The 25,714-nt window shown below is 64.8% G+C and carries 29 protein-coding genes; 19 read left to right on the forward strand and 10 right to left on the reverse strand.

Going from position 1 to position 25,714, the window contains the following annotated elements:
* The first annotated feature begins 90 nt into the window (after positions 1 to 90).
* Positions 91 to 1,161 carry a D-TA family PLP-dependent enzyme gene (locus M4J40_RS05975; RefSeq protein ID WP_251752871.1) on the forward strand — a complete coding sequence of 357 codons (1,071 nt, stop codon included), beginning with the start codon at positions 91 to 93 and terminating at the stop codon, positions 1,159 to 1,161.
* A 10-nt stretch (positions 1,162 to 1,171) separates the two neighbouring features.
* Here the strand turns inward: M4J40_RS05975 and M4J40_RS05980 are convergent, their stop codons facing one another.
* Positions 1,172 to 2,116 carry an AraC family transcriptional regulator gene (locus tag M4J40_RS05980; RefSeq protein ID WP_251752873.1) on the reverse strand — a complete coding sequence of 315 codons (945 nt, stop codon included), beginning with the start codon at positions 2,114 to 2,116 and terminating at the stop codon, positions 1,172 to 1,174.
* A 181-nt stretch (positions 2,117 to 2,297) separates the two neighbouring features.
* On the opposite strand from M4J40_RS05980, the gene M4J40_RS05985 reads away from it, so the two are divergent.
* The 6 genes from M4J40_RS05985 to M4J40_RS06010 all read left to right on the forward strand — a co-directional run bounded on the left by M4J40_RS05985 (position 2,298) and on the right by M4J40_RS06010 (position 8,114).
* Positions 2,298 to 3,563, forward strand: a complete 1,266-nt coding sequence (locus M4J40_RS05985) for a sugar ABC transporter substrate-binding protein (RefSeq protein ID WP_251752874.1) — start codon at positions 2,298 to 2,300, stop codon at positions 3,561 to 3,563.
* An 85-nt stretch (positions 3,564 to 3,648) separates the two neighbouring features.
* The gene (locus M4J40_RS05990) at positions 3,649 to 4,512 is read left to right on the forward strand and encodes a carbohydrate ABC transporter permease (protein WP_251752876.1); all 864 of its coding nucleotides are present in this window, start codon (positions 3,649 to 3,651) and stop codon (positions 4,510 to 4,512) included.
* Complete coding sequence (locus M4J40_RS05995) at positions 4,509 to 5,324, forward strand: carbohydrate ABC transporter permease (RefSeq protein WP_251752879.1); 816 nt, start codon at positions 4,509 to 4,511, stop codon at positions 5,322 to 5,324. Before M4J40_RS05990 ends, M4J40_RS05995 begins: the two co-directional genes overlap by 4 nt.
* A 9-nt stretch (positions 5,325 to 5,333) precedes the next feature.
* Positions 5,334 to 6,386 (forward strand): NAD(P)-dependent alcohol dehydrogenase, encoded by a 1,053-nt coding sequence (locus M4J40_RS06000; protein ID WP_251752880.1) that lies wholly within the window; start codon positions 5,334 to 5,336, stop codon positions 6,384 to 6,386.
* Positions 6,379 to 7,467, forward strand: a complete 1,089-nt coding sequence (locus M4J40_RS06005) for an ABC transporter ATP-binding protein (protein ID WP_251752882.1) — start codon at positions 6,379 to 6,381, stop codon at positions 7,465 to 7,467. Before M4J40_RS06000 ends, M4J40_RS06005 begins: the two co-directional genes overlap by 8 nt.
* Positions 7,468 to 7,481: 14 nt before the next feature.
* Complete coding sequence (locus tag M4J40_RS06010) at positions 7,482 to 8,114, forward strand: nucleoside triphosphate hydrolase (protein ID WP_251752884.1); 633 nt, start codon at positions 7,482 to 7,484, stop codon at positions 8,112 to 8,114.
* 11 nt (positions 8,115 to 8,125) lie between these two features.
* On the opposite strand, the gene M4J40_RS06015 is transcribed toward M4J40_RS06010, so the two are convergent.
* The 4 genes from M4J40_RS06015 to M4J40_RS22485 all read right to left on the reverse strand — a co-directional run bounded on the left by M4J40_RS06015 (position 8,126) and on the right by M4J40_RS22485 (position 13,122).
* Positions 8,126 to 9,601: a PAS domain-containing methyl-accepting chemotaxis protein gene (locus M4J40_RS06015; protein WP_251752886.1), complete on the reverse strand. Its 1,476-nt coding sequence runs from the start codon at positions 9,599 to 9,601 to the stop codon at positions 8,126 to 8,128.
* Positions 9,602 to 10,001: 400 nt separating this feature from the next.
* Complete coding sequence (locus M4J40_RS06020; protein WP_251752888.1) at positions 10,002 to 11,084, reverse strand: DUF2336 domain-containing protein; 1,083 nt, start codon at positions 11,082 to 11,084, stop codon at positions 10,002 to 10,004.
* A gap of 109 nt (positions 11,085 to 11,193) precedes the next feature.
* The gene (locus M4J40_RS06025; protein WP_251752889.1) at positions 11,194 to 11,883 is read right to left on the reverse strand and encodes an SDR family NAD(P)-dependent oxidoreductase; all 690 of its coding nucleotides are present in this window, start codon (positions 11,881 to 11,883) and stop codon (positions 11,194 to 11,196) included.
* A gap of 282 nt (positions 11,884 to 12,165) precedes the next feature.
* A complete protein-coding gene (locus M4J40_RS22485; RefSeq protein WP_311134074.1) occupies positions 12,166 to 13,122 on the reverse strand; it encodes a helix-turn-helix domain-containing protein in 957 nt (318 codons plus the stop codon).
* Between the two features lie 149 nt (positions 13,123 to 13,271).
* Between M4J40_RS22485 and M4J40_RS06035 the strand changes: the two genes are divergently transcribed.
* Genes M4J40_RS06035 through M4J40_RS06060 form a run of 6 tightly spaced genes read left to right on the forward strand, consistent with a single transcriptional unit; the run spans position 13,272 to position 17,051 of the window.
* A complete protein-coding gene (locus M4J40_RS06035) occupies positions 13,272 to 14,411 on the forward strand; it encodes an amine dehydrogenase large subunit (RefSeq protein WP_251752891.1) in 1,140 nt (379 codons plus the stop codon).
* A gap of 32 nt (positions 14,412 to 14,443) precedes the next feature.
* A complete protein-coding gene (locus M4J40_RS06040; RefSeq protein ID WP_251752893.1) occupies positions 14,444 to 14,941 on the forward strand; it encodes a MauE/DoxX family redox-associated membrane protein in 498 nt (165 codons plus the stop codon).
* Positions 14,942 to 14,982: 41 nt separating this feature from the next.
* The gene (gene mauD, locus M4J40_RS06045) at positions 14,983 to 15,579 is read left to right on the forward strand and encodes a methylamine dehydrogenase accessory protein MauD (protein WP_251752894.1); all 597 of its coding nucleotides are present in this window, start codon (positions 14,983 to 14,985) and stop codon (positions 15,577 to 15,579) included.
* A gap of 19 nt (positions 15,580 to 15,598) precedes the next feature.
* Entirely contained in the window at positions 15,599 to 16,132 is a 534-nt protein-coding gene (locus tag M4J40_RS06050) for a methylamine dehydrogenase light chain (protein WP_251752896.1), read from the forward strand.
* Between the two features lie 8 nt (positions 16,133 to 16,140).
* Entirely contained in the window at positions 16,141 to 16,584 is a 444-nt protein-coding gene (locus M4J40_RS06055; protein WP_251752898.1) for a cytochrome c, read from the forward strand.
* Positions 16,581 to 17,051, forward strand: a complete 471-nt coding sequence (locus M4J40_RS06060) for a cytochrome c (RefSeq protein ID WP_251752900.1) — start codon at positions 16,581 to 16,583, stop codon at positions 17,049 to 17,051. The genes M4J40_RS06055 and M4J40_RS06060 overlap by 4 nt, the downstream gene beginning before the upstream one ends.
* Before the next feature lie 11 nt (positions 17,052 to 17,062).
* Here M4J40_RS06060 and M4J40_RS06065 read toward each other — a convergent pair whose 3' ends face one another.
* From M4J40_RS06065 to ettA, 4 genes are read right to left on the reverse strand one after another with little or no spacing between them, the layout of a single operon-like run.
* Complete coding sequence (locus M4J40_RS06065; RefSeq protein WP_251752901.1) at positions 17,063 to 17,347, reverse strand: hypothetical protein; 285 nt, start codon at positions 17,345 to 17,347, stop codon at positions 17,063 to 17,065.
* Between the two features lie 3 nt (positions 17,348 to 17,350).
* Entirely contained in the window at positions 17,351 to 18,115 is a 765-nt protein-coding gene (gene tam, locus M4J40_RS06070) for a trans-aconitate 2-methyltransferase (protein WP_251753190.1), read from the reverse strand.
* A gap of 44 nt (positions 18,116 to 18,159) precedes the next feature.
* Entirely contained in the window at positions 18,160 to 18,456 is a 297-nt protein-coding gene (locus M4J40_RS06075; protein ID WP_251752903.1) for a HigA family addiction module antitoxin, read from the reverse strand.
* Between the two features lie 56 nt (positions 18,457 to 18,512).
* On the reverse strand, positions 18,513 to 20,168 hold the full coding sequence (gene ettA / locus M4J40_RS06080; protein ID WP_251752905.1) for an energy-dependent translational throttle protein EttA: 1,656 nt from the start codon (positions 20,166 to 20,168) through the stop codon (positions 18,513 to 18,515).
* A gap of 388 nt (positions 20,169 to 20,556) precedes the next feature.
* On the opposite strand from ettA, the gene M4J40_RS06085 reads away from it, so the two are divergent.
* The 4 genes from M4J40_RS06085 (at position 20,557) to M4J40_RS06100 (ending at position 22,694) form a co-directional block, all read left to right on the forward strand.
* Complete coding sequence (locus M4J40_RS06085) at positions 20,557 to 20,766, forward strand: cold-shock protein (RefSeq protein ID WP_251728107.1); 210 nt, start codon at positions 20,557 to 20,559, stop codon at positions 20,764 to 20,766.
* Between the two features lie 110 nt (positions 20,767 to 20,876).
* Positions 20,877 to 21,098 (forward strand): hypothetical protein, encoded by a 222-nt coding sequence (locus M4J40_RS06090; RefSeq protein ID WP_251752906.1) that lies wholly within the window; start codon positions 20,877 to 20,879, stop codon positions 21,096 to 21,098.
* Between the two features lie 21 nt (positions 21,099 to 21,119).
* A complete protein-coding gene (locus M4J40_RS06095; protein ID WP_251752907.1) occupies positions 21,120 to 21,503 on the forward strand; it encodes a DUF6481 family protein in 384 nt (127 codons plus the stop codon).
* Between the two features lie 417 nt (positions 21,504 to 21,920).
* Positions 21,921 to 22,694: an outer membrane protein gene (locus M4J40_RS06100; protein ID WP_251752909.1), complete on the forward strand. Its 774-nt coding sequence runs from the start codon at positions 21,921 to 21,923 to the stop codon at positions 22,692 to 22,694.
* A gap of 228 nt (positions 22,695 to 22,922) precedes the next feature.
* Here the strand turns inward: M4J40_RS06100 and M4J40_RS06105 are convergent, their stop codons facing one another.
* Complete coding sequence (locus M4J40_RS06105; RefSeq protein ID WP_251752910.1) at positions 22,923 to 24,569, reverse strand: alpha-amylase family glycosyl hydrolase; 1,647 nt, start codon at positions 24,567 to 24,569, stop codon at positions 22,923 to 22,925.
* Between M4J40_RS06105 and M4J40_RS06110 the strand changes: the two genes are divergently transcribed.
* Positions 24,568 to 24,729, forward strand: a complete 162-nt coding sequence (locus tag M4J40_RS06110) for a hypothetical protein (RefSeq protein WP_251752911.1) — start codon at positions 24,568 to 24,570, stop codon at positions 24,727 to 24,729. The genes M4J40_RS06105 and M4J40_RS06110 overlap by 2 nt on opposite strands.
* 108 nt (positions 24,730 to 24,837) lie before the next feature.
* Positions 24,838 to 25,698 (forward strand): hypothetical protein, encoded by an 861-nt coding sequence (locus M4J40_RS06115; RefSeq protein WP_251752912.1) that lies wholly within the window; start codon positions 24,838 to 24,840, stop codon positions 25,696 to 25,698.
* The last annotated feature ends 16 nt before the right edge of the window (positions 25,699 to 25,714 follow it).

Here is a 25,714-nt window from a genome sequence, read left to right on the forward strand (position 1 = left end):
CCTTGGCGGGTTTTCACGCCGGCTCTTGCGTGTAAGCTGGCCGGAGCGCATTGAGCGAACTCGCACCCGGCCAGGATCGGAACGCCCCAGATGGAAACCTTTGCCGAAAGCCTCGACACGCCCAGCGTCGTGATCGACATGGATCTCGTCCGCGCCAACATCCGGCGCTTCCAGGCCTATGCCGACGCGAGCGGCTTCAAGGTCCGGCCGCATATCAAGACCCACAAGCTGCCGCTCGTCACCGACATGCAGCTCGCGGCCGGCGCCATCGGCATCACCTGCCAGAAGGTGTCCGAGGCCGAAGCGATGGTGGCCGGAAGCCCCGCCGTCACCGACGTGCTGATCACCTACAACATCGTCGGTGCGAAGAAGCTCGCCCGCCTCGTGGCGCTGGCCCGGAAGGTTCGGCTGTCGGTCGTCGCCGACAGCGCCGATGTGGTGGATGGCCTGTCGGCCGCCTTCGCGGGCGAGGCATCGCCGCTCGCGACGCTCGTCGAATGCGACACCGGCGCCAACCGCTGCGGCGTCGGCGCGCCAGAGGACGCGGCGGCGCTGGCAAGGAAGATCGCGGCGGCGCCCGGCCTCGTCTTCGGTGGCCTGATGACCTACCCGCCAGCCGGCGGCGAAGCCGCCGTGCAAGCTTTCATGAGCGAAGCCAAGGCGCTGATCGAGGCTGACGGCCTCACCGTGCCGGTGATCACCTCCGGCGGCACGCCGACCATGATGCGCGCGGCCGAGGCGCCCGTCGTCACCGAGTATCGCCCCGGCACCTATGTCTATAACGATCGCTCGCTGGTCATGCGCGGCGCCTGCGGCTGGGACGACTGCGCCCTCACCGTGCTCGCCACGGTGGTCTCGGTGCCCGCCGACGACCGCGCCATCATCGACGCCGGCTCGAAGACGCTCACCTCGGATCTGTTCGGCCTCACCGGCTACGGTCACGTGCTCGGCCGCGACGACCTCGCCATCGACCAACTGTCGGAGGAGCACGGCCGCATGGTCAGCACCGGTCCGACCGGCCTCAAGGTCGGCGACCGCCTGCGCATCGTCCCCAACCACGCCTGCGTGGTGACCAACATGGTCGACGAGGTCTACCTCTATTCGGCCGAGGAGCCGACGCCCCGCGCGGCGCAAGTCGTCGCGCGCGGCCGGATCTGGTGATGAGAGAGAACTACGGCGCGCGTTCTTCCAGGCGAGCGCCGGCCGAGCTCCCGCCCGTGTGCCCCTTGAGGCTTCGCGACCGGGACGCCCGGCGATAGCGCGACGGCGTCATGCCGATCCGCTGGAGAAACGCCCTGTTGAAGTTGGATATGTTGCTGAACCCAGTCTCGTAGCAGATATCGGTGATAGGTCGCTCCGTTTCCGTCAGAAGCTTGCGCGCCATAAGAAGGCGCAGGGAAATGACGTGGTTGGAATAGGTGTTGCCGGTGTGCTTCTTGAAGAAGCGGGAGAACGCGCTGTCGGACATTCCGACCAGCGCGGCGACATCCGACAGAGACGACCGCTCGAGATAGGTCTCGTGAATGAAAGCGAGCGCCTTCTCCAGCGTCTCGATTTCGACGATAGAGCCCGGGCGGAACAGGCCGAGGAACTCCGGCGTCGCCAGGGTGCGATACTCGGTCGACTCGGCCATCAGCGACAGAAGCTCGATGAAGATGCCGAGTCGCCCGACGGCCGACAGATCCGCCATGTCCTCGATTAGCGCCTCGCCGCGCCTTGCGGTTTCGCCGAAAAACTCCACGCCGTAGGCGGCGCGCTTGAACAACCCGCTCACCTCTTTCAGCTCCGGCAGCACCGCCGCCGCCCCTTCGAACCGCGCGTGATCGAACTGGATGACGATGTCGCGGCCGACCAGCTTGCGGTCGCCGATCGCCGGCGACACCCAGTTGTGCGGCAAGTTTCCGCCGACCAGCACCAGTTGTCCGGCATTGAAGTCGCCAATATGGTCACCGACGAAGCACAGGCCGGATGAGTAGCGGATCAGGTGGATTTCCGCCTGCGGGTGATAGTTCCACACGCAGCGTTGCCATGGATAATCGTCCAGCCGCCACAGGAAGCTTTGTTCCTCCGAAATCTGAATATGCTCGAAGTATGCACTATCTTGCGGCGTCGTCATTGCGCCTCCGATTCGGCAATCCGACTAATGGCGGATTTCCGCCCACCTACACTCGGGCCCATCGCAAAATAGTATAGATCACGCGCATGCCGGCGCCTAGTTGCCACATTGGAAAGGTGGCAGATTTCACCATGCCCCGGGGGAAAGAGGTCCCGGTGCAGTGGTTAGGGAGGAGCTTGGTATGAGCTACAACTGTATCAGGACGATCGCGCTGGCGACCGTCTTCGGCGCACTGTCGGCGAGCGTCGCGACCGCCGGCCCGGTCTGCAAGTCCGACGTTCGAATTCTGGCCCAGCCGCGCGACGCGCTAACGATGCTCGAAGAGCAGAAGGCCGACTTCAAGACCCTGTCCGGCGTCGATTTCGAGATCGACTATCTCAACGAAGGCGACCGTCGCGCCAAGTCGCAAGCCGACGCGTCGACCACCGGCCGCTACAACGTATACTATGTCGACGAAGCCAATCTGGCGCTGTTCGCCTCGTCGGGCTGGCTCGTTCCCCTGCTCGACCACTATCCGGCCGAATTCGACTTCGACGACTTCGACGACGGCCGCAAGACCACGGCGACCTACGACGGGAAGATCTGGTTCGCGCCGATCCAGGGCGGTGGCGACATCATGGTCTACCGCAAGGATCTGCTCGAAGCGGCCGGCATCAAGCCGCCGACGACGCTCGACGAACTGCGCGCCGCCGTGCCCAAGCTCACCGACCCGGCCAAGGGCGTCTACGGCATCGCGCTGCGCGGCAAGCGCGGTTCCGGCGACAACGTCTGGCGCTGGATGCCCTATTTCAAGGCCGAAGGCGGCCAGTGGTTCGACAACGGCAAGCCCGCCTTCGACAGCCAGGCCGCCGTCGACGCCACCAACATCTACCTCGACCTGTTCAAGTATTCCTCGCCCGGTACGCAGACCGGCAGCTGGGACGAAGCCACTGGCGCCTTCCTGTCCGGGCAGGTCGCCATCATCATCGAGTCGGCGCCCCTCGCGGCGATAACCATCGACCCCGCCAAGTCGAGCGTGACCGACAAGGTGGCCTTCCTGCCGCCTCCGTCCCCGATGCCCGGCGGCGGCTTCGCCCACGGCTTCGCCATCGGCGCCAAGGGCAACCCCGACAAGGAAGCGCGGGACTGCGCCGGCCTGTTCGTGGCCTGGGCGACCTCCAAGGAGGTCGAGATGAAGCGCCTCGAGGCGGGCGACGTCGGCGAGGTCAACCGCAAGAGCATCGTCGAGAGCGCGCTGTTCTCCGAGAAGTACGGCACGGCGCTGCCGGAGGCCCTGGCCGCCACCGCCCCCAAGACGGCGGTCAACTTCTGGCAGAACGCGCACTGGCCCGAGCTCGGAAACAAGTGGGGCATCCTTCTGGAGGAGCTGATCACCGGTCAGCGCACCGACGTCAAGGGCGCCCTCGACGAGCTCGACGAGTTCGCCAAGCAGTTCGCCAGCGACTGACGTCTCTCGAAGCCATCCGCCTGAACGGTCGCAGCCCCGCCCTCGGGGTTGCGATCACCCTTCCGACAACCTTTCGGAGACCAAGATGCAACAAAGGCAGTCGTTGCCCTACGTCTTCCTGGTACCGACGATGGCGATCCTCGTCGTGCTCGCCTTCGTTCCGATGTTCTATGCCATTGGCGTCTCACTGGAAAACCGGACGCTGAGTTCGCCCGACAGTCACTTCGTCGGCCTGAAGAACTACCTGTTGCTGTTTGGCGACTCGCGCTTCGTCAACGCGCTGTGGGTCTCGGTGAAGTGGGAGCTGATCACCGTCAGCGCCACGATGATCGCGGCGATCGGCCTCGGCGTCCTGATGTTCGAAGCGGCCGGCCCCAAGCTCAGGAACGCGCTGTCGCTGATTTTCCTGATCCCCGTGCTGCTGCCGCGCGTCTGTGCCGCCTTCGTCTGGAAGTTCGCCTTCCACCCGCTCTACGGCATCATCACCTACCCCTACCGGCTGATCACCGGCCAGCCGCTCGACATGCTGTCGAGCCCAACCCAGGCGCTGTTCGCGGTCGCCTTCGTCGACCTGTGGCAGTGGGGCTTCTTCTTCGCCGTCATCGTGCTGAAACTGATCGAGATCCTGCCGCAGCAGCCGCTCGAGGCCGCCCGCCTAGACTACGCCAAGCCCTGGCAGATCCACGTCTACATCACGCTGCCGATGCTGCGCGTGCCGCTCGTCAGCCTGATGTTCGTCAAGATGATCGAGTCTCTACGCTCGTTCGATCTCATCTACGTCATGACCCGTGGCGGTCCGGGGACCAGCACCGAGACGCTCGACATGTACGCCTTCTCGCAAGGCTTCATTGAAGCTGGCAAGATTTCCTACGCATCGAGCATGGCCGTCATCATGATGGTGGCGACCGTCGTGATCTTCACAGTCGTCTGGAAGAGGCTCAAGTCATGACGCTCTCCCGCATCCTCGCCAAGACAGTCCTCTGGCTGATGGCCGCGCTCGTTCTCTTTCCGCTGTTGTGGACGGTACTTGGCGCCTTCAAGCAGACGGTCGATCTGCTGACCCCCGTGCCGCGGCTGTTCTTCGCCCCAACGCTCGACAACATCATCTACGTCCTGAGCCGCCAGAGCGTGCTGCAGGCGCTGATCAACTCGGTGGTGGTAAGCTGCGCCTCCGTCGTGATCGGACTGGTGCTCGGCCTGCCGGCGGCCTATGCCGTCGCCCGCTATCCGAGCCGCTGGACCGAGGAGATTCAGTTCTTCGTCCTGTCCCTCCGCTTCCTGCCGCCGGTGGCGACCGCCATTCCGCTGATGGTGATCTGGCTCAACCTCGGCCTCTATGACAGCCGGCTGTCGCTCATCATCACCTACTCGCTGATGACGATCTCCATCACCATCTGGCTCGCCATTCCTGGGTTCCAGCGCGTGCCCAAGGAGATCGAGGAAGCGGCTCGGGTGGATGGCTACGGCGCCTACGCGGTGTTCTTCCGCGTCGCGTTGCCGGTGGCCTCACGAGCCCTCATCGGCGCGCTTGCCTTCAGCTTCGTGCTGATCTGGAACGAGTTCCTGATCGCTCTGATGCTGACCACGAGCGAGGCAAAGACGATGCCTATCGTCGCCTCGGAGATGTCGCAGCTCGGCATGAACGTGCCCTGGGGCATCCTGAACGCCGCGGTGATCCTGCTGTCGCTGCCGCCGGTCCTGCTTCTGGGACTTCTGAGCAGCTTCCTGAACGCACTGTTCTCGAAAAACCCAAATCGCTAGGAGAAGAAAATGCAGGCTCTCGTTCTGGAGCACACAAGGAAGCTGGCCCTTCGCGACATCGACCTGCCTCTCACCGTCGGCCCCGACGACGTCAAGATCGCCGTCCACACCGTCGGCGTTTGCGGCAGCGACGTTCACTACTACGTCCACGGCGGCATCGGCGACTACGTCGTCCGTGAGCCGATGGTGCTCGGCCACGAAGGATCCGGCACCGTCGTCGAGGTCGGCAGCGCCGTGACCAACCTCAAGGTTGGCGACCGCGTCTGCATGGAGCCCGGCGTACCCGACCTGACCTCGCGCGCCTCCAAGCTCGGCATCTACAACGTCGATCCCGCCGTGGTGTTCTGGGCGACGCCGCCGGTGCACGGCATCCTGACGCCGCTCATCGTCCACCCCGCCGCCTTCACCTACCGCATGCCCGACAACGTCAGCTTCGCCGAAGGGGCGCTGGTGGAACCCTTCGCCATCGGCATGCAGGCGGCCAAACGCGCCGGCATCGTGCCGGGCGACGTCGCCGTCGTTACCGGCTGCGGCACCATCGGCATCATGATCGCGCTGGCCGCCCTGGCCGGCGGCTGCAGCAAGGTCCTGGTGTCCGACATCAGCAGCGAGAAGTTGAAGATCGCCGCGCAATATCCCGGCATCGTCCCAGTGGATGTCAGCAAGACGCCGCTCGCCGACGCCGTCAACGAGGCCACCGGCAACTGGGGCGCCGACGTCGTCTTCGAGGCGAGCGGCAATGCCCGCGTCTACGACGACATCCTGCGCGTGGTCCGCCCCGGCGGCGCCATCGTGCTGGTCGGCCTGCCCGCCGACGTCGTACCCTTCAACGTCAACAACGCCATCGCCCGCGAAGTCCGGATCGAGACGGTGTTTCGCTACGCCAACGTCTACGATCGCGCCCTGGCGCAAATCGCATCCGGCAAGGTAGACCTCAAGCCGCTCATCTCCGCCACCTTCCCCTTCAGCGAAGGCGTCGCCGCCTTCGAGCGGGCCGCCAAGGCGCTGCCAGCCGACATCAAGCTGCAGATCGTCGTCGCCCAGGGAGACAGCAATGGCTGAAATCGTCTGTCACGGCGTCAACAAGAAGTATGGCGCGCACGAAGTCATACCGAACTTCGACCTTCGCGTCGCCGAACACGAGTTCATCGTCTTCCTCGGCCCGTCGGGCTGCGGAAAGTCGACGATCCTCAGGATGATTGCCGGTCTCGAGGCGATCACCGGCGGGGAGGTCTCGATCAATGGCAAGATCGTCAACGACCTTGAACCGCGCGATCGCGGCATCGCCATGGTCTTCCAGAACTATGCGCTTTACCCGCACATGACCATCTACGACAACATCGCCTTCGGCCTCAGGCGGCTCGGCGTCTCCGCCGTGGAGATTGACCGCCGCGTCGGCGAAGTGGTGGACATGCTCGGCCTGAAGCCGGTGATCGGCAACAAGCCGTCGGAGCTTTCCGGTGGTCAGCAGCAGCGCGTGGCCATCGCCCGCGCGATGATCAAGACACCGGAAGTCTTCCTGTTCGACGAGCCGCTCAGCAACCTAGATGCGAAGCTCAGGGCGCAGATGCGCCTGGAGATCGCCCGGCTGCACAAGAATCTCAAGACCACCACCGTCTACGTGACGCATGATCAGATGGAAGCGATGACGCTCGCCGACCGGATCGTCCTTCTCAACGCGGGACGGATCGAGCAAGTCGGTACGCCGGAAGAGATCTACGCCCGTCCCGCCAGTCTGTTCGTCGCCGGCTTCATCGGCACGCCGGCCATGAACCTCCTGCCCGCCACCGTTGGGGAGAACGGCACCCGGCTCGATGGACAGGGCTTCAGCCTGCCCGTCACGCCCGGCCGCTATCGGCTCGCCGAGGGGCAGAAGGTCGTCTTCGGCCTGCGACCGGCCGACCTCAGCCGGACAAGCGACGCCGCGACGGCGCATGCACTCTCGGGCACGGTCGATATGGTCGAGTTCCATGGCGACCAGGTGCTGGTCAGCTTTCCACTTGGAGCCGAGCGGATCAGCGCCTTTCTGCCGGCGCGCCACCGCCCGAAAGAAGGCGACAAGGTGTCGTTCGCCTATGAGGCCGAGGCCATGCACATCTTCGACGCCGCGGCGGGACACAGCCTCCTGCATGCCGACAATTGATCCGCGAGATGTCCATGACCTCAAGTCAATCGTGGGTCGCCGACATGGTGGCTCGTGCCAATGCGCTTCCAGGCAAGCGTGTCATCATCGCCCTCGCCGGTCCTCCCGGCGTGGGCAAGTCGACCCTGGCCACGCGCCTCGCCGATGCCCTCGAAGGGCATGGCGGCGCGGCGGTGGTGCCCATGGATGGCTTTCACTTCGACAACGAGGTGCTGGCAGCTCGCGGCCTGCTGCCACGTAAGGGCTCGCCGGCCACCTTCGACGTGGGCGGCCTGGCCAACCTCATGGAGCGGTTGCAATCGAACACTGAGGATGCCATCGCGATCCCGGTTTTCGACCGCGCACTTGAACTCTCACGAGCGTCGGCGCGGCTGATCGTCTCGAATACGCGGTTCCTGATCGTCGAGGGCAACTATCTCCTGCTCGACGCTCCGCCCTGGTCGCGGCTCCGCCCCTTCTTCGACCTCACCATCATGCTCGTCGCGAACAAGGAAACACTGCGCGAGCGCCTGATCGCGCGGTGGCTCGATCACGGTTTCCAGCCGAAAGACGCCATTGCAAGGACGGAGACCAACGACCTTCCCAACGCCGACACGGTTCTGAGCGGCAGCGTGCCGGCCGACGTCCTGATCTCACAGGACGGATAGATACCCCCTCGTCAGGCGATGGCCAGGGCCGCCCGCTGGAGGTTTTCGGTGGCGGTGTTGATCGTCCGCACCGAGCCGGAGATCTCGCCGAGCGAAGAGGCGATGCTTTCGACGCCGCGCGCCGCCGTCTGCATGTTGCCCGACATGTCCTGCGTGACGGCGGCCTGCTGCTCGACGGCCGTGGCGATCGACGAGGACACGCCGTTGATGCGGGTGATGGTCGCGGATATCCCGGCGATGGTCGACACCGCTTCCGAGGTGATCGACTGAACGCCGGCGATCTCCGCCGCGATCTCGTCGGTGGCCTTCGACGTCTGGGCGGCGAGCTGCTTCACCTCGGAGGCGACGACGGCGAACCCCTTGCCCATTTCGCCGGCCCGCGCCGCCTCGATGGTGGCGTTCAGCGCCAGGAGGTTGGTCTGCCCGGCGATGGTGTTGATCAGCTCCACCACCTGGTCGATCTTCTGGGCGGCCGACGCTAGGCCGGACACCACCTTGGTGGCGGTTTCCGCCTGCTTCACCGCTTCTTCCGACACCGACAGGGCGACGCCCAGCTGCCGGCTGATCTCGGAGACGGACGCCGCCAGTTCCTCGGCGCCGGCGGCGACCGCCTGCACGTTGGAGGCGGTGGTTTCGGCGATGCCGTTGGCGGTTTCGGCCGCGACGTTGGAGCGCGCAACCATGCCGGCCACTTCGTCGAGATCGCGGGTGATGTCGACCTGCGCCGCCTGGCGGGCCTTTCGGCGCTTGACCGCCTCGGTGATGTCGGTGGCGAACTTGGTCACCTTGATGAGGCGACCGGCCTGATCGAAGATCGGATTGTAGGTCGCCTGGATGTAGACGTCCTCGCCGTTCTTGCCGATGCGGCGGAACTCGTCGGACTTGAACTTTCCGGCCCGGAGATCGTCCCAGAAGGCCCGATAGGCGGGAGTGTCGCGCTCCTCGGCCGGTACGAACATGGAGTGGTGCCGACCGACGATCTCTTCCCGCCGATAGCCGAGGGTGTTCAGGAAGTTGTCGTTGGCATCGATCACCGCTCCATCCGGCTCGAAGGAGATGACCGCCTGGGCGCGGTTGATGGCGGCGATCTGGCCGTGCACGTCGGCGTCGGCGAGCTTGCGCTCGGTCACGTCGGTGGCGAACTTGACGACGCGCACGACCTTGCCCGACCGGTCGAGCACCGGGTTGTAGGTCGCCTGGATCCAGATTTCACGCCCGCCCTTGGCGATCCGCTTGAACTCGGCCGATCGATACTGGCCCTCTGCGAGGCTCTTCCAGAAGGCCGCGTAGGCATCCGTCCTCGCCTCGGCGGGATCGACGAACATCGAATGATGCCGGCCGACGATCTCGGCGAGATCGTAACCCAGCGCCTTCAGGAAGTGAGCGTTGGCGGTGATGATCTTGCCGCTCGGCTCAAACTCGATGACCGCCTGGGACCGCCCAAGCGAATCGAGAACCGCAGAAGAACGATCGGAAAACGGCCACATGCGAAAACACCTTCCCGTTTAGTAGACAGCATGTGTAAAACCAGCACACGCAGTCGCAGTTCAACTTATCTTGGTAAAGACACTACAGAACAAAAGTTAACGTGCATTTCATGCATTGACCACGTTGGCAGTAATGTATACGAAGTTACTTCAGTACAACTTCGACGGCACTTCCTACAACCATCGAAATAAAGCGGAAAGGATACTGCCCCGCGAAGACGCCGCGCAAGGCCGGAGCATCATCCGAGCGGAAGCGCCCGACCGGACGTCGTCCGGTCAGGTCGAAACCCGCCTGAGCTGGAAAAGCCAGATCGAACAGAGCCCTAAAACAGAGCGGCGGCCCAACCGGTTTTCCGGTGGACCGCCGCGATGGCTAACTGCTGGGGTGTCGGTGTCGGGCTCAGCCGATGCTGCGGATACCGCGCGAGGCGGTGATGCGCGCGCGGGCGACGCGTGGGTCGATCTGCTGGAACTGGGTGAGCGCGTCGTTGCGCTGCCAGTTGTCGAGCCGGTGCTTCCACGGGCCGCACTTCAGCATTTCCTGCACGGTGCCGAAGCGCAGGCCGAGGGCGCGCGCCATGACCACGAAGGGTTCGGTGTCGACGCGCACCAGCCAGTGCTTGGCTTCCTCGATGTCGAGATCGGTGAGCAGCGCGAAGGTGGCGACCACGTCGGCGAAGCGGTCTTCGACGGCATACTGGCAGAGCAGCTCCTCGGAGACGATGCGCTCGCCGCCCTGCTGGCGGATGCGCTCCCAGGCCGATTCGAAATCGTAAAGGCCGAGCCAGTAGGAGTTGGACAGCCGCGCCTCGGCAAGACGCGCGGCTTCGGCAAGGTTGGCTTCGAGGTCGTCGTTGCGCTCGCCCATCACCGTCGAGCGCACCTGATCGACCGCCTTGCCGATCACCTGCGAGATGATGGCGTCCGGCGTGTCGGGGCGACGCCCGAGGATTTCGGCGGTGCGGGGGTCGGAGAGCGCCTGCTGCACGATGCAGGCAAGGGCGATTTCGCTGAGGCGGGCGCCATAGTTGCCGGCAACGAGGCGGCGGACTTCGACGTCGCCACGGCTGACGACGATGTCGGCCACCCGCTCGCTAAGGACCGAGCGCTGGGCGATCGCCTTCAGGTGATCGGGGCCCTTCTCCTCGGCGATGGCGACGAGATCGTGATCGTTGAGCACCGGCGACTGCTTCAGAACCGGCGAGGCCACGGCGGCCTCGTCGTCCCTGGCAAAGGTGCGGACGGCTCGTTCCGGCGCCCGGCGCAACGGGGCGATCTTCTCGGCGGCGAAGATGCGCGCCTCGATCTCCACCATTTCCGACAGGCGGGTAATGACGTCGTCGTAGATTTCGATCTGCTCGAGCGTGCAGCGTTCGGACGTAAAGGCGAACAGCGACGAGACACCCTTGAGCAATTCGTTCTTGCGATCCGGAGATGGATCGAGCGCGAGACTCTTGAAGTCGACCAAATTCGTTTCGAGCATTCCGGCACCACCAACAGAAAGCATGTGGTGCAAGCTACCGCCTACAAATGGATATCGCTTTCACGAAATGTCTAGAATTTTACGGAAATGCGATGGGCCGAAAAACCGCTCAGTCCTCGGCCGAACCGCCGTCGAAACCGAAGAACTGGCCGGTCGTTTCCAGCGTCAACGCGTCGATCACGCCGACGATGCCGCGCGCGCTTTCGGCAAGGCTGACCTGGGCCTCCTCGCCGTCCGGCCCCGTGCCGACCGCGCCGGGATGGATCAGCGCCACCGAGACGCCGGCCGGCTTGAGGTCGTGGGCGAGCGACTGCATCACCTTGACCACCGCCGCCTTGGCCGCCTGCCGGGCATCCGCGTCGAGCAGGTCGAGACTGCGAACGTCGCCGATCGGCAGGATGGTGGCGATCTTGCCACCGCGCGTCATGTTGGACAGCGCCGCCTGCGCCACGAACAGAGGCCCGGTGGCGTTGACCTGCAAGGAGGCGCGAAATGTACCGCCGACGAGGTTGCCGGAGGGCGAGACACCCGTTCCCAGCAGCATGCCGGTGTTGTTGATGAGGATGTCGATCCGCTCCGACAGCCGCGCCGCCAGATTGACCACGGCGCTGGCCGCGCGAACGTCGAGGGAGATCAGCCGCATGTGGTCGGCATGGTCGGCGTAGAGCGACGCCAGCGCCTCCGGAACCGGGCCGGGCCGGTGGATGGCGAGCACGCGCGCCCCGCGCTGGAGATACTGGCGGACGAGCTCCAGGCCGACGCCTCGGCTTGCCCCCGTAATCAGGACCGTCGGTGTCATGGTGCCCTCCACGCAACAAGCCAGACCCAGCCGACGAAAGGTCCTAGCCCCCCAAGGCCGGGTTTCCGCCGCGCGGCCACGACCGGAACGCAGCCGGATCGGGGCGGCGGCACTATGGCTAGCCGTCAAAGCGCGCACATGAGTGGAAAGACTTATCGGGGCTTTACGATAGTGGAGAAACGGAGGCTGAGGATTCCCGGCAACGCTCCTTCGCCACCTGCGGTTTAGAAACTCGCCCGAGAACGCGCTGGAGTGAGGCGAACGAGAACCGGAGCCGCGCGGCTAAACATCGATGCCGGGCCGCCGCATGCGCTCGGGAGCAAGGCGCATCGCGGTCTGCGACGGCAACTCGCCGAACAGGTCGTTGTAGTAGTGCGAGAAGCGACCGAGGTGCCAGAACCCCCAGCGCACGGCGACTTCGGACACCGAGGCCCGGTTGTCGCGATCGAGGAGGTCGCGTCGTGCTCCGTTGAGCCGCTGGTCGCGCATCCAGCTGCCGGGCCCACGCCCCACCGTGTTGATGAAGGCCTGGCGAACCACCTGCTCGGGCAGGTCGATCCGGCGGCAGACCTCGGCCACCGACAACGGATCGCGCCCCGCGGCGTCGAAATGATCCCTGACCAGACGAAACACCGCCCAGTCGGTCTGCGAGGGAGAGGCGCCCTGCCGCCGTCCCGGCCGGAGACCGCGCAGGTAGGAAAGCCGATCGGTGATCATGGCCGGCAGGAAGGACGCCATCTCGCTCATGCCGGCGCCGGCCTCGGGAAACGTCATCAGAAGCGACAGAAGCCAGCTGGCGATGGCATAGGTCTCAAGGCCCGTCGAGATCTGGCTGGCTGGCCGGACGCCCGAACCCTCAGCCTCGCCCAGCGGCTCGTCGTACTCGACGAAGATGATGTCGCAGCCGGCCGGCATGGCGGCGTGAAACTCCTCGCCGCCGGCGAGGAAGCAGGAGCTTTCCGGCGTGATCGCCTCGGCGTTCATTCGCCACGCGTCCGACTGCCTCAGCGACTGGACGAACACGGAGCGCCCGGCCGGGGGCGTGGTGCGCTGCTCCACCGCCACGCTGATGGTCTCGCGTGTCACCTTGACGTTGCCGATGCTCAGCCGGCGGACCTCGCCGTGATAGCGGCCGGGTCCCATCTGCGCATAGCGCTGCGTCCAGCCGTCGAGGGCGCCCTCCTGTTCGGAGCCATCGGAAAACTGTCGTTGGATGAGTTCGTGGCGCCCGCCTGCCATGTTGCCCCCCGCGAAAGGACACGGCCAAAGCTGCCATGTGAACGATCGGAAGGCATGTTCATTTTCTGGGCAGTTGCTGTTTCGAAACTGGATAGCTTGCGCGGCCTAGTCAGTTTTACGGTCAGGTAAACCCACTATGGAGACCTGCCGTGTTGAAACTGACGCATGTCACTCTTGGCGCACTCCTCGCCGCCACGCCAGCCGCCTTCGCGGAAGACGCCTTCAAGCCGGAACAGGTGACCGTGAAGGAGGCGATCGACCCCGGCCCGAATGTCTTCGTCTACCAGGGGGAATGGAAGGGGGCCGGGTCGATCGCCGTCTTCGCCCAGGACAGCCTCAAGCTGAAGGGCCTGATGCCGACCGGCTCCATGGGGCAGATGCTGCTCGCCCCCGACGGCAAGACGGCCTGGGCGCAATCATCCTATCTCAAGCGCATCGTCTACGGCCCGAACGAGCAGGCGCTGCAAACCTTCGACGTCGACACGCTGACCATCAAGGGCGAGGCCATCCTGCCGCCCAAGGCGGCCATGGCCCTCGGCTACTCGGTCCTGCTGCGCCTTTCGAGCGACGGCAAACTGGTCTTCGTCCAGAACGCCACGCCGGCCTCCTCCGTCACGGTCGCCGACGCGGCCACCGGCGCCACCTTGCAGGAGGTTCCGACGCCGGGCTGCTGGGGGATCTATCCGCTGCCGGCCAAAAGCGGCTTCGCCACCATCTGCGGCGACGGCACCTTCTCCACCGTGACGATCTCCGATGACGGCAAGAACGCCTCGGCCGCAGCCTCGGAGCCGATCTTCGACCCCGACGCCGACCCCATCTTCGTCGAGGACGAAACCTACGACGGCGCCCTCTACTTCGTCTCCTACAAAGGCATGCTCTACAAGCTCGACCCGAGCGGAGACACGGTCGCCAAGCTCGACACGACGGACCTGACCGCCGGTGTGGAAGGCGGCTGGGCGCCGGGCGGCTATCAGCTGATGAGCGTCGCCCCCAAGGCCGGCGTGCTGTTCATCCAGATGCATCCGGACGCCAAGGACGGCAGCCACAAGTCCGTGGCCAAGGAGATCTGGGCCTACGACCTCAAGGCCAAGAAGGTGCTGTCCCGCACCGAGGTCGAGGACGTCGCCTCGCTGGTCGCCTCGAAATCCGACAAACCGGTGGTCTTCGGCTCCACCGAAGTGGGCAAGCTTCTCCGCTTCGAGACCGATCCGGCCGCGGGCTACGCCCTGAAGCCCGCCGGCGAAGCCGCCCTGACCGGGTTCCCCCTCACCCTCGATCTGGTGGAATGATGGAAAGCTCCTGGCCCTCCCTCGTGGCTGGCATGGCCACGGCCTTCACGGCGATCCTCTACGCCCGCGCCAGCGTACACAAGCTGTTCGATCTCACGGCCTTCTCGGGCTTCGTCGAGGACTACCAGCTTGCCCCTCGCGCCTGGTCCAAGGCGATCGCCCTGGCGCTGGCACTCGTCGAAACCGCCATTGCCGCCTCGCTGGTCGCACCGATCACCCGCCCCTTCGGGCTTCTGGCCGGCGCCGCGCTCTTGGCGCTCTATGCCGGCGCCATGGCGATCAACATCCGTCGTGGCCGCACCTACGTGGAATGCGGCTGCGGCGGCCCGGTTCAGCCCATCAACGGGGCAACCCTGATGCGCAACGGGGCGCTCGCGGCGATGGCGCTTCTCGGCCTCGTCGGCCCCGGCGAGGGACTGGGCGTGGCGGAAGCCTTCACGGCGATTGCCGGCGGCGCCACGCTGTTCATCGGCTTCCTGCTGGCCGAGCAGATGATCGCCAACGCTTCCTACCTCAAGGCCCGGCACTGATCCCGATAGTGGCCCCAGTACTGACAAGGACACGAAGCAGCATGAACGCTCTCATTTTCGCCGTCGCGCTTCTCTGGGTGGTTGTCGTCGCCCTGATCGTCGCGCTCTTCGCCCTCGCCCGTCAGGTCGGCGTCCTGTTCGAACGCATCGCCCCGATGGGCGCGCTCGTCAACGACTCCGGCCCGCAGGTCGGCCAGGCCTCGCCGCTGTTCCAGCTACCCAGCCTCAACGGCGGTCAGGTGTCCATCGGCCCGCGCCAGGGCAAGGCCACGCTGGTCTTCTTCCTGTCGTCGACCTGCCCGATCTGCAAGAAGCTGCTGCCGATGCTCAAGTCGGTGCGCCAGTCGGAAACCACCATCGACGTGGTGCTGGCCTCCGACAGCGAGGAAGCCAAGCTGCGCCGCTTCATCTACAGCGCCGACCTCAAGGACTTCGCCTTCGTCAACTCCACCGAACTCGGTCTCGCCTATCGCGTATCCCGCCTGCCGTTCGCCGTCCTGATCGGCCCCGACGGCGTGATCCGCTCCAAGGGCCTGATCAACAGCCGCGAACAGCTGGAAAGCCTGTTCAACGCACATGAGCTCGGCGTGTCCTCGATCCAGTCCTACCTCGACCAGCCCGCCGCCGCTCGCGGATGACCCCGAAAGGAGCCTCGAAGTGTTCAACCTTATCGACAAACTGACCGGCTGGATGGACAAGATGACCGAGGGCAGCGCCCGCCGAATGGCGCTCAGCACCGGTCGCCGCTCCTTTCTGGCCCGAACGGGCGCCGTGATCGTCGGCGGCGCCATGCTACCCGTACTGCCCTTCGACCGCACCTTCGGCATAGTGCCGGCCAACGCCGCCGAAGCGGACGAGTTCTCCTGCGAATACTGGCGCTACTGCGCCCTCGACGGCAACCTGTGCAACTCTTGCGGCGGCACGCTGACGCAGTGTCCGCCGGGGTCTGAGGCCTCCAAGGTGTCCTGGGTCGGCACCTGCAAGAACCCGGCCGACGGCAAGGATTATCTCGTCTCCTACAACGACTGCTGCGGCCGCACCGAATGCGACAATGCGCCCTTCTGCAACACCAACCAGGGTGAGCGCCCGGGCTACCGCATGGGCCTGCACAACGACATCAACTGGTGCATGGCCAATGCGTCGGTGGGCTATCACTGCACCGTCGCCGTGCTGGTGGGGCTGGCCGAATGAGGACAAGGATGCGCCTCGCTTCCGCGTTGATCGCCACCGCGTTTGTCGCGGTGGCAGCTCCTGCCCTGGCCGCCGACGGGACGGAGGTGTTCGAAAGCGTCTGCGCGGCCTGCCACCAGTCCGGCGGCACGGGAACGCCCGGCCTGGCGCCGCCGCTGGTCGACCCGGCGCTGTGGCAACGGCTCGGCGACAAGGCTCCGGATTACGTTGCGAACGTCATGATCGGCGGCCTCAGCGGCACCATCACCGCCGGCGGGCAGGGCTACTATGGCCTCGCCATGCCGAGCCAGGAGTACCTGTCCGACGAGGAACTGCTGGCAGCCGCCAACCACGTGCTCCAGGATCTCGCCGGCTCCAAGCTCGTCGTCACGCCCGACATGATCGCCGCCGCCCGCGCCGCGCCGCTCGGACACAAGGCGCTGATCGCCCTGCGCAAGGGAGCAACGCCATGACCGCCCGCGCCGCTTTGCCCCTTCTCGGCGTCGCGCTGGTGGCCGGCCTCGTCGCCGCCACCGTCGCCATCGCCGAGACGCCGCACCGCAAGCCGCGAACCAACTTCATCCTGCGCTGCGTCGGCTGTCACGGCATGGACGGGGCCGGCAGCGAGAAGGGCGGCATCCCGGACTTCCGCAACTACGTGGGGGCGTTCAGTCGCGACGAAGCGGGCCGGACCTATGTGATGCACGTGCCCGGCGTGGTGAACGCCAGCCTGACCAACGCCGAGATCGCCGAGGTCATGAACTACGTGATGACGACCTTCGGCGGGCCGTCGCTGCCCGACGACTACCGCCCCCTCGACGAAGCGGAGGTCGACCGGCTGCGCGCCGTTCCGGTGGAGGACATCGTCGCCCTGCGCCGCGACCTCTCCGCCTCGCTCGCCAAGCAGGGGATCGCCACCGCCGGCTACCCCTGGCCCTGAGCATCGGCTCCTTACGGCGCCTGTTCTTCGCCGCCCGCATCCCACGGCCACGGCCCGTTGGCGTCCTTCAGGCGCTTGCGGGCGCCCTTCAGGATTTTCTCGAAGTTCTCGCTGAGCGGCTCGTCGAGCGCCTGCTCCAGGAGGATCAGCACGGCGTCGAGCGACCACACCTCGGCGTCGTCCTCCAGCGTCTCCTGGATGCCCTCGGCATTCTCGTCGTCGACGACGCGGGCCAGCCACTCGTGCAGCACGATGGCCTCGTCCCGGCTGATGGTGAGGGTAACGGTGTCGGCCATGGTCTACCTCGTCGCAACGATGAACAGTCTTGGAAATCTCAGAAGCACGCCGCCATCCTTCAGCGGCGGATAGGCCTCGGCCACCTTCTCGGTGTAGGCGGCGAGGAAATCGGCCCGCTCGCCCTCGTCGAGCGGATCGAGGAAGGGCTTGAGGCCGGTCGAGCGCACCCACTCCACCACCGCCGCCGCGTCGGCCAGCGGGTGGTTGTAGATGCTGTGCCAGATGTCGAGCCGGCGGCAGTGCGGCCTCAAGGCCTCGTAATAGGCCCGGACCGGCGGCAGCGGCGCGCGGGCCGCGTCCCTGAGCTTGTCGGCCCAGCGACCGGAAGCGGCCACCTCGCGCATCAGCGCATGCGAGGGCTCGGCGATGTTGTCGGGCATCTGCACCGCGAGCACGCCGCCGGGCGCCAGCTCGTCCATCAGATGGACGAACAGGCCGAGATGGCCGGGCAGCCACTGGAACACGGCATTGGCAAAGATGAGATCGGGCGGCGCATCCGGCTTGAAGGTGGCGGCGTCGGCCAGCCTGAACTCGACGTTCGGCAGGCGCGCCCGCGCCTTGTCGAGCATGGCCGGCGAGGTGTCGATGCCAAGATGCCGCGCCGCCGGAAAGCATTCGACCAGGAGTTCGGTGGAGTTGCCCGGCCCGCAGCCGATGTCGACCACGAAGGACGGATTGGCGAGTGGAACGGCGTTGACGAGATCGCGCGCCGGCCGCGTCCTCTCGTCCTCGAACTTCAGGTAGGTTTCAGGCGACCAGTCGGCCATGGGAGCAACTTCCTTGCTCGGATCGAGCGCAAGCACGAACGCAGTCAAGCCGCTTCATACCTGCGGATAGCGGCAAGATCTGTCACGAGTGAGGCGGCGTGAACCTTGAGGTCATAGCTCGCCTGCAAGGTCATCCAGAACTCAGGCGTCGTGTCGAAGAACTTCCCGAGGCGCAGCGCCGTGTCGGGGGTAACGCCGGTCTGCTCGCAGGCCAGCCGCTCGATGCGGGTGCGGGGAACACCAAGCCTCTTTGCCAGGGCACCCGCGCTCATCTTGAGTGGCACGAGGAACTCCTCGCGAAGGATCTCGCCGAGATGCACCGGGGGCAGAATGTCGGTCATGGCTAACCGTCCCTAGAAAAACAGGCCGCCGACATCGCCGGCGGCCCGTGATCGCATCACCGCGTCAGCGGCTTGTACTTGACACGGTGAGGGTTGACCGCGTCGGCGCCGAGGCGGCGCTTCTTGTCTTCCTCGTAGGACTCGAAGTTGCCCTCGAACCATTCCACGTGGCTGTCGCCCTCGAAGGCCAGGATGTGCGTGGCGAGGCGGTCGAGGAACATGCGATCATGCGAGATGATGACGGCGCAACCGGCGAAATCCTCCAGCGCATCCTCAAGGGCGGCCAGGGTTTCGGTGTCGAGATCGTTGGTCGGTTCGTCGAGCAGCAGCACGTTGGAGCCCGACTTGATCATCTTGGCCATGTGCACGCGGTTGCGCTGACCGCCGGAGAGCGAGCCCACCTTCTGCTGCTGGTCGCCGCCCTTGAAGTTGAACGACGAGCAGTAGGCGCGCGAGTTCACTTCCTTCTTGCCGAGGTAGATCACGTCGGCGCCGCCGGAGATTTCCTCCCAGACGGTCTTGTTGGGGTCGAGCGCGTCGCGGCTCTGGTCGACATAGCCGAGCTTCACCGTCTCGCCGACGGTGATCGAACCGGTATCGGGAGTCTCCTGGCCGGTGATCATGCGGAACAGCGTCGTCTTGCCGGCGCCGTTGGGACCGATGATGCCGACGATGCCGCCCGGCGGCAGCGAGAACGACAGGTCCTCGATCAGGAGGCGATCGCCATAGCCCTTGGAAAGGCCTTCGACCTTGATGACGTTGTCGCCGAGGCGCGGGCCGGGCGGAATGACGATCTGGGCGTTGGTGACCGTCTGCCGCTCCTCGTTGCGGCGCAGCAGCTCGTCATAGGACTTGATACGCGCCTTCGACTTGGCCTGGCGGGCCTTGGGGCTGGCGCCGATCCACTCGCGCTCGCGCTCCAGCGCGCGCTGCTGGGCGGCGGCCTCGCGGCCCTCCTGCTCCAGGCGCTTGGCCTTGGCGGTGAGATAGGCCGAATAGTTGCCCTCGTAGGGGATGCCGCGACCGCGATCGAGCTCGAGAATCCAGCCGGTGACGTTGTCGAGGAAGTAGCGATCGTGGGTGACGATCAGGACGGCGCCGGGGAACTCGCGCAGATGCTTTTCCAGCCAGGCGACCGACTCGGCGTCGAGATGGTTGGTCGGCTCATCAAGGAGCAGCAGGTCGTGGTTCTCAAGCAGGAGCTTGGCGAGAGCCACGCGGCGCCGCTCGCCGCCCGACAGCGTGGTGACGTCGGCATCGCCCGGCGGGCAGCGCAGCGCGTCCATGGCCATCTCGACCTTGCTGTCGAGATCCCACAGGTTCTTGGCGTCGATGATGTCCTGGATCTTGGTGGCCTTCTCGGCATTCTCGTCCGAGTAGTCCATCATCAGCGCATTGTATTCGTCGATCAGCGCCTTGTCCTTGGCGACGCCCAGCATGACGTTGCCGAACACGTCGAGGCTCGGGTCGAGCTGCGGCTCCTGCGACAGGTAACCGACGGTGGCGCCCTTGGCGAGCCAGGCTTCGCCGGTGAATTCCTTGTCGAGCCCGGCCATGATCTTCAGAAGCGTCGACTTGCCCGAGCCGTTGGGACCGAGAACGCCGATCTTGGCATCCGGGTAGAACTGCAAGTGAATGTTATCGAGAACCTTCTTGCCACCACCGTAAGACTTGGTGGTGCCGTGCATGTAATAGATGAACTCGCGCGCCATGGCGTATCGACCTTCCGGTGGGCGGGTTTGCGTTTGGCCGGTGTTCTAGAGCATCCGCCCACCGAAGGGAAAGCAAAAATGCGGACGGCGGCGGCATAGTCCAGCCAACGTGAATTCGCGTGAAAAGAGGACGATCATCCCGAAAAGAAGCAAGTTTTGGCCATCGTAAAAAGGCCGTTATCACGAGAAAAACATCGACCACAAAAATAAAGGTTGACTATCTCAGCGGAAATCCTTATCCGATGGCCCATCGATCTTTTCTTGCCGAGCTTTGGTTACGACGTACTTTGCAGTGCGTTTTGAACGAACCCTCCCTTTAAAGCATCGTTATCACCTTCCGCGACGCTTTTGCGCCGCGATTTTCAATCATGCTGCGAAAGGGTTCATCATGAACACTGGCACTGTAAAATGGTTCAACTCCACCAAGGGTTTCGGTTTCATTCAGCCTGACAACGGCGGTCCGGACGCCTTCGTCCACATCTCCGCCGTCGAGCGCGCCGGCATGCGCGATCTCGCCGAGGGCCAGAAGCTCAGCTACGACCTGGAAACCGACAAGCGCACCGGCAAGCAGTCGGCCGGCAACCTCCAGGCTGCCTGATCGGACATCTGCTCTCCCTTGACCACGGATGTACCGGCATTGCGAGAGTAGACACCAAACGAGGTCAGGCATGTTGCCTGGCCTTTTTTATTGCGGCCACGAGGTTTCCCATGTCCGAGCAACATAGCAAGTCGCGCCAACAGGCCGAAATCGCCTTCGGCAAGACCCAATCGCAGTTCTTCGCGCGCGGACAGGCCCTAGAGGAACTCGACGCGATCACCACCGCCCGCAACGAGAAGACCGCGCGACTGCGCGAGGCCCGCCTTGCCAAGGAGGCCGAGGATAGCCTCGCCTTGGCCGCAAAGCCGGTGCATAAGCGGCCCGGCAGATAACAGCCCCACAGGAACAGACATTTGAAAACTATCAAGAACAAAGACCTGAACGACCGCCGTGGCAACGCCAACGAGGCCAAGGCAGCCCAGCTTCAAGCCTATCGCGCCGCCCTCGCGGCTGCGGCTCCCGACCGCGAGGCCCGGCAGGCCGAACGCATCGCCATCGCCGAGGCCCGCGAAGCACGTCGCGCCGAACGCGAGCGGGTGAAGCTGGAAGAACAGAATCGCATCGCCGCCGAAGCCGCCGAGCGTGAAGCCGCCATCGAGGCAGCCGCCCGCGCCGAAGTCGAAGAGCGCGAAGCCGCCAACAAGGCCCGCATCGCCCGCGTCTTTGAAGACGAAGCGGCCCGCAAGGCCGAACGCGACCGGCGCTACGCCGCCCGCAAGGCCCGCAAGGCCGGGTAACCGGCCCAAGGCAAGAGACTTTCCGGGGAGGCCGAGCGCAAACCGCCATCCTCCCGGAAAGCCCCAGCGCTGGCGAGCAGACAGTCGGTGCACCTTCCTTCTTGCCAGGATACTCGCCAGCATGGCGCTGCCTCCCCCCCCCGAAAATCGCGCTCAGCCGCTGTTGCCGTGAGGTGATCTGCTGTGAGCGCCTTGGCGCATGGCATCGACACAGGTGCAAGCGCGGTTGATCTGCCACGCCCAGCCCGCCCGTTCAGACGCCGGCGTTGGGGCGCCTTGGTCACGAGCCACCGTCGGGAGCCCCAGGCGGGAGGAGACGTGGATATGCAACCAAAACGTTTGCCGCACTCTTGTGACACCCCTTTGAAGATGTTAACGAGCTAAAAGATCAAGTCTTCGGGGTGGGGAAAACGGCAGATGTGGCGCTGCATTTTGGGCCTGACGGCGTGTCTGGCCAGCATTGGAACCGCACAGGCGCAATCAGCACCTGCCATCGACTGGTCGGGTTTTCATATCGGCGGATCGATCGGTGCTGCGCTCGGAACGTCGAATGCTCCCGTCAGCTCGGTGACCCCCAACTATTTCGGCAGCACTGATTTCGCGCAGTTTCCCCGGGATGGTTCGGTTGATATTTCCGATTGGGGCAGCGCGATCCGTCTGCAAGGCGGATTCAGTCAACAGTTCGGCAACATCGTGCTTGGCCTCGATGCAAACGCCGATGCGCTATTCCTGAACCCCGACAAAACCGCCAGCTTCGCGGTCCAAAGCAACGCGGCGGTCACATCCTCGATTCGGCATGAAGTCGACGCGGACTGGATGGCAAGCCTGCGGCCCCGGTTGGGCTGGGCCCAGGACAGATGGCAGGTCTACGCGACCATCGGGCCGGCGTTGACCGAGATGAATGTCACGACCACCTACGACGACGACTACGACACCTTAGGGGGACATGGCCGAAGCACGACCAGCAAGACCAAACTCGGGATAGCGGCCGGCGTGGGCGTCGAGTACGCACTCGATCAGAACTGGTCGTTCGACATGCAGTTTCTGTACAGCGATTTCGGCAGCGTCGGCACAAAAACGCATGTGACGCACGCGTCACATCCAACAACCGTCAGCGACATGTACAGCAAGGCCGATTTGAGCACCTTTTCGCTGATGCTCGGCCTCACCTATCGCTTCAACGGCAACTAGCGCATCATCCGACCGGAGCGAAACGAGGATCGAAAGGATGATGCTTCGCAAACAAGAGCATAGAGCGCCGATCTGATTCAATCAGATCGAATAGCGCTCTACGCCTCGGTCGCCCTCGCAAGGCTGGATTGCCCCAGAGCATCCGCACTCGCGGGTGGGTTTGACATTGCGCCCAAACCCTCCCGCTTGCCGCGTGAAGATTACTGCCGCTGCCCCCTGGTCAGCCCATCACCCCGACAGCACGGCCCAGCCGTGCCCCGGCAAGGCGATCACGCCGGCCTCCGGGCTCCTCTCCAGCACGCCATTGCCCAGAAGCAGGCTGTCGGCGCCACCGGCGGGCAGGCGAACGGCTTCGTCGGACACGTTCAGCGCCAGGATCAGGCGATTGCCGTCGGCATGCACCTTGATCACGATGTGCTTGTTGTCGAGATGCAAGGTTTCGCTTCTGGCCCGGACCAGCCAGGGATTGCGGCGGCGCAATCCGATCAGGTCCTGATGGAGCCGGTAGACCGGCAATCCCTCGGACGAAAGCATGGCCGGCGCCTCCGGGAAGGCCGGACGAAGAGCATCGTCACCGCCCGCCCCGCTGCCCTTGACCGCCCGGAAGGCCTGCTCGTCGCCGTAGTAGACGCAAGGCACGCCGCCGCCCATGAACAGCAGCACCAGCGCGTGAGGCAGATGGCGCGCATCGGCCAGCTGGCTGGCGATCCGCGTCACGTCATGATTACCGACGAAGGTCAGCGGCACGAAGGCGTCCATGAAGCCGTTGTTGCGGTCGAGCGCCCAGGTGAGCTCGAAGAAGTTGGCGTCGTTGAGGGCGCTCCACACGGCCTTCCACAGTTCGTATTGCGTCACCGAGTCCATGCCGGTTTCCCGCACGAAGCCCGCGTAGTCGCCGTGGATCACCTCGCCGAAGACATAGGCGTCGGGATGGGCGTGGCGCACGCGCGGCAGCACCTTCGTCCAGAAGGCGCGCGGGGTGGCGTAGGCCGCGTCGAGCCGCCAGCCCGCCACGCCGCGATCCATCCAGTGCCCCATCACGTCGACAACGTAATCGGCGACGGCGTCGTTGTCGTGGTTGAGCGTGACCAGCCTCCGGTGCCCCTCGAACGTGGCGTAGTCGCCGCCATCGCCGAGCGGACGGAACCAGCGCGCCGCCTCGGAGCCGGGGCCGTTCGCCTCGGCCTCGACAAACCGGGAGAAGGCGCGCCCCACATGATTGAACACGCCGTCGAGCACGACGCGCAGGCCGCGCCTGCTGGCGGCGGCGATCAGGCGGTCGAAATCGGCCTCGTCGCCAAGACGCGGATCGATGCGGAAATGGTCGACCGTGTCATAGCCATGCGTCGACGAGGCGAAGATCGGTCCCAACAAAATCGCCGAGACGCCAAGCTCCACGGCGTAGTCGAGCCAATCCGTGATCTTGCCCAGCCGGTGCTCCACCGGCCCCGAGGGATCGGCGGCTTTCGGAGCGCCGACAAACCCCAGCGGATAGATGTGCCAGAAGATGGCGTATTGAACCCAATCCGGCATGTGCGCTCCCTGCGTGAGTGACTCCACATTGTGAAAGGCGAGCTTGAGCAGTATGCGCGACACGTCGGCCAGCAGGGCCCGGTCCTGGTCGCCCAGGGCCTCCGAGACCACCTGCACCAGCCACTGCCCGCGCTCCAGCAAATCGGCATCCAGCGCGCCGACGCCTTGCGATGTCAGCGCGATGATCAGTTCGCGCTGATCCTCGTCGCTTCGTGTCCGGGCGATCAGCCCATCCTCCTCCAGCCGCTTGACGATCCTGGTCAGCGACTGGGGCTGAAGCCGTTCTTCCCGCGCCAGCTGTTTCGCCGACATCGGTCCATGCACGTGCAGCGTGTTCAGCATGCTCGACGCCGATGACGTCACGCGCCCGGACGCGCGCTCCGCCCGCAGCCTGCGCCCGAAGGCCAGCACCGCTTTGATCAGCGCGGCCGCTTCTCTTTTCGCGCGATCCGTCATGACGATACGCATAGCGTACTATATGGGTGCGATCAAGCTCTCCTGATGACCCTCACGCCAGACCACGCCCTCCCTGAGCAGCCGCCTCAAGCGCAGCTGGCACAATTGTTGCGGGAACCGTCCCACAACTCCAACCGGAAAGGCGAACAGTTCGATGCAACTCCCCGTTCTGGGTACCATCCCGACCGTAACCTCCATCCCGGCAACCGGCAGCGCGGCGTCGCAGGCCGATGACACCTCCACCCGCTTTGCCGCAAAGACCGCGCCAAGCACGGAAAGCGCAAACGACAACATAGTCTCGAGCCCGACGTCGCTGATCGCAGATGAAATGCAGGCATCCATGGTCGAGATGCAGGAAAAGGAAAGTCAAAAGGACAACGAAAAGGAAACGGTTGTCATCAATGGACTTTCGGTCATCACATCCGGCCACAGCATAGATCAGCGGCAAGGCGTATCGTTGCTGCGAACGGTCTCCAGCTCGGATATGGATCAGCTTCGCAACAACCTCACCTCCTTCGTGCCCAAGGAGACCGACGCCGACAACGACCAGACGCTGGCCAAGGCGGGTGACGGCATCGAGGTGATCGAAATCCAGATCGAGGGAGGCATGAAGGAGACGTCGGCCAAGGCGAACAGCGCACTGGGGTTCGGGGCAACTTCTGCCTACACGACCGACGACTGGTTCCGCATCGAGGGCGACTGGAGCACCGGAGACCCGATGAAGAAAAGCAACTCGGACGACGCGATCGAGGCCGACCAGCGTTTACGCCTTGAAAGACTGATGAATTCGGTCAGCGCCGAGAAGGAACTCCAGTCGAAATATGGTGACGACGTCAAGCTCGTCTACAGCCAAGTCGATAATTCCTACATCATGCTGACGCCAGACGATGCAAAATACAATGAGATGCAGAGTGTCGAAAGCGGAATACAGGACGTGATCAGCGATGTCCGCAAGGGCTACATGGACAGGGACGTGGCCAACGAAGTCATGAACAAGTACGGCTACTCGGTCTAGGCGGACACGGACACGC

It is taken from the genome of Pleomorphomonas sp. JP5, assembly GCF_023721815.1.
Taxonomy (GTDB): Bacteria; Pseudomonadota; Alphaproteobacteria; order Rhizobiales; family Pleomorphomonadaceae; genus Pleomorphomonas.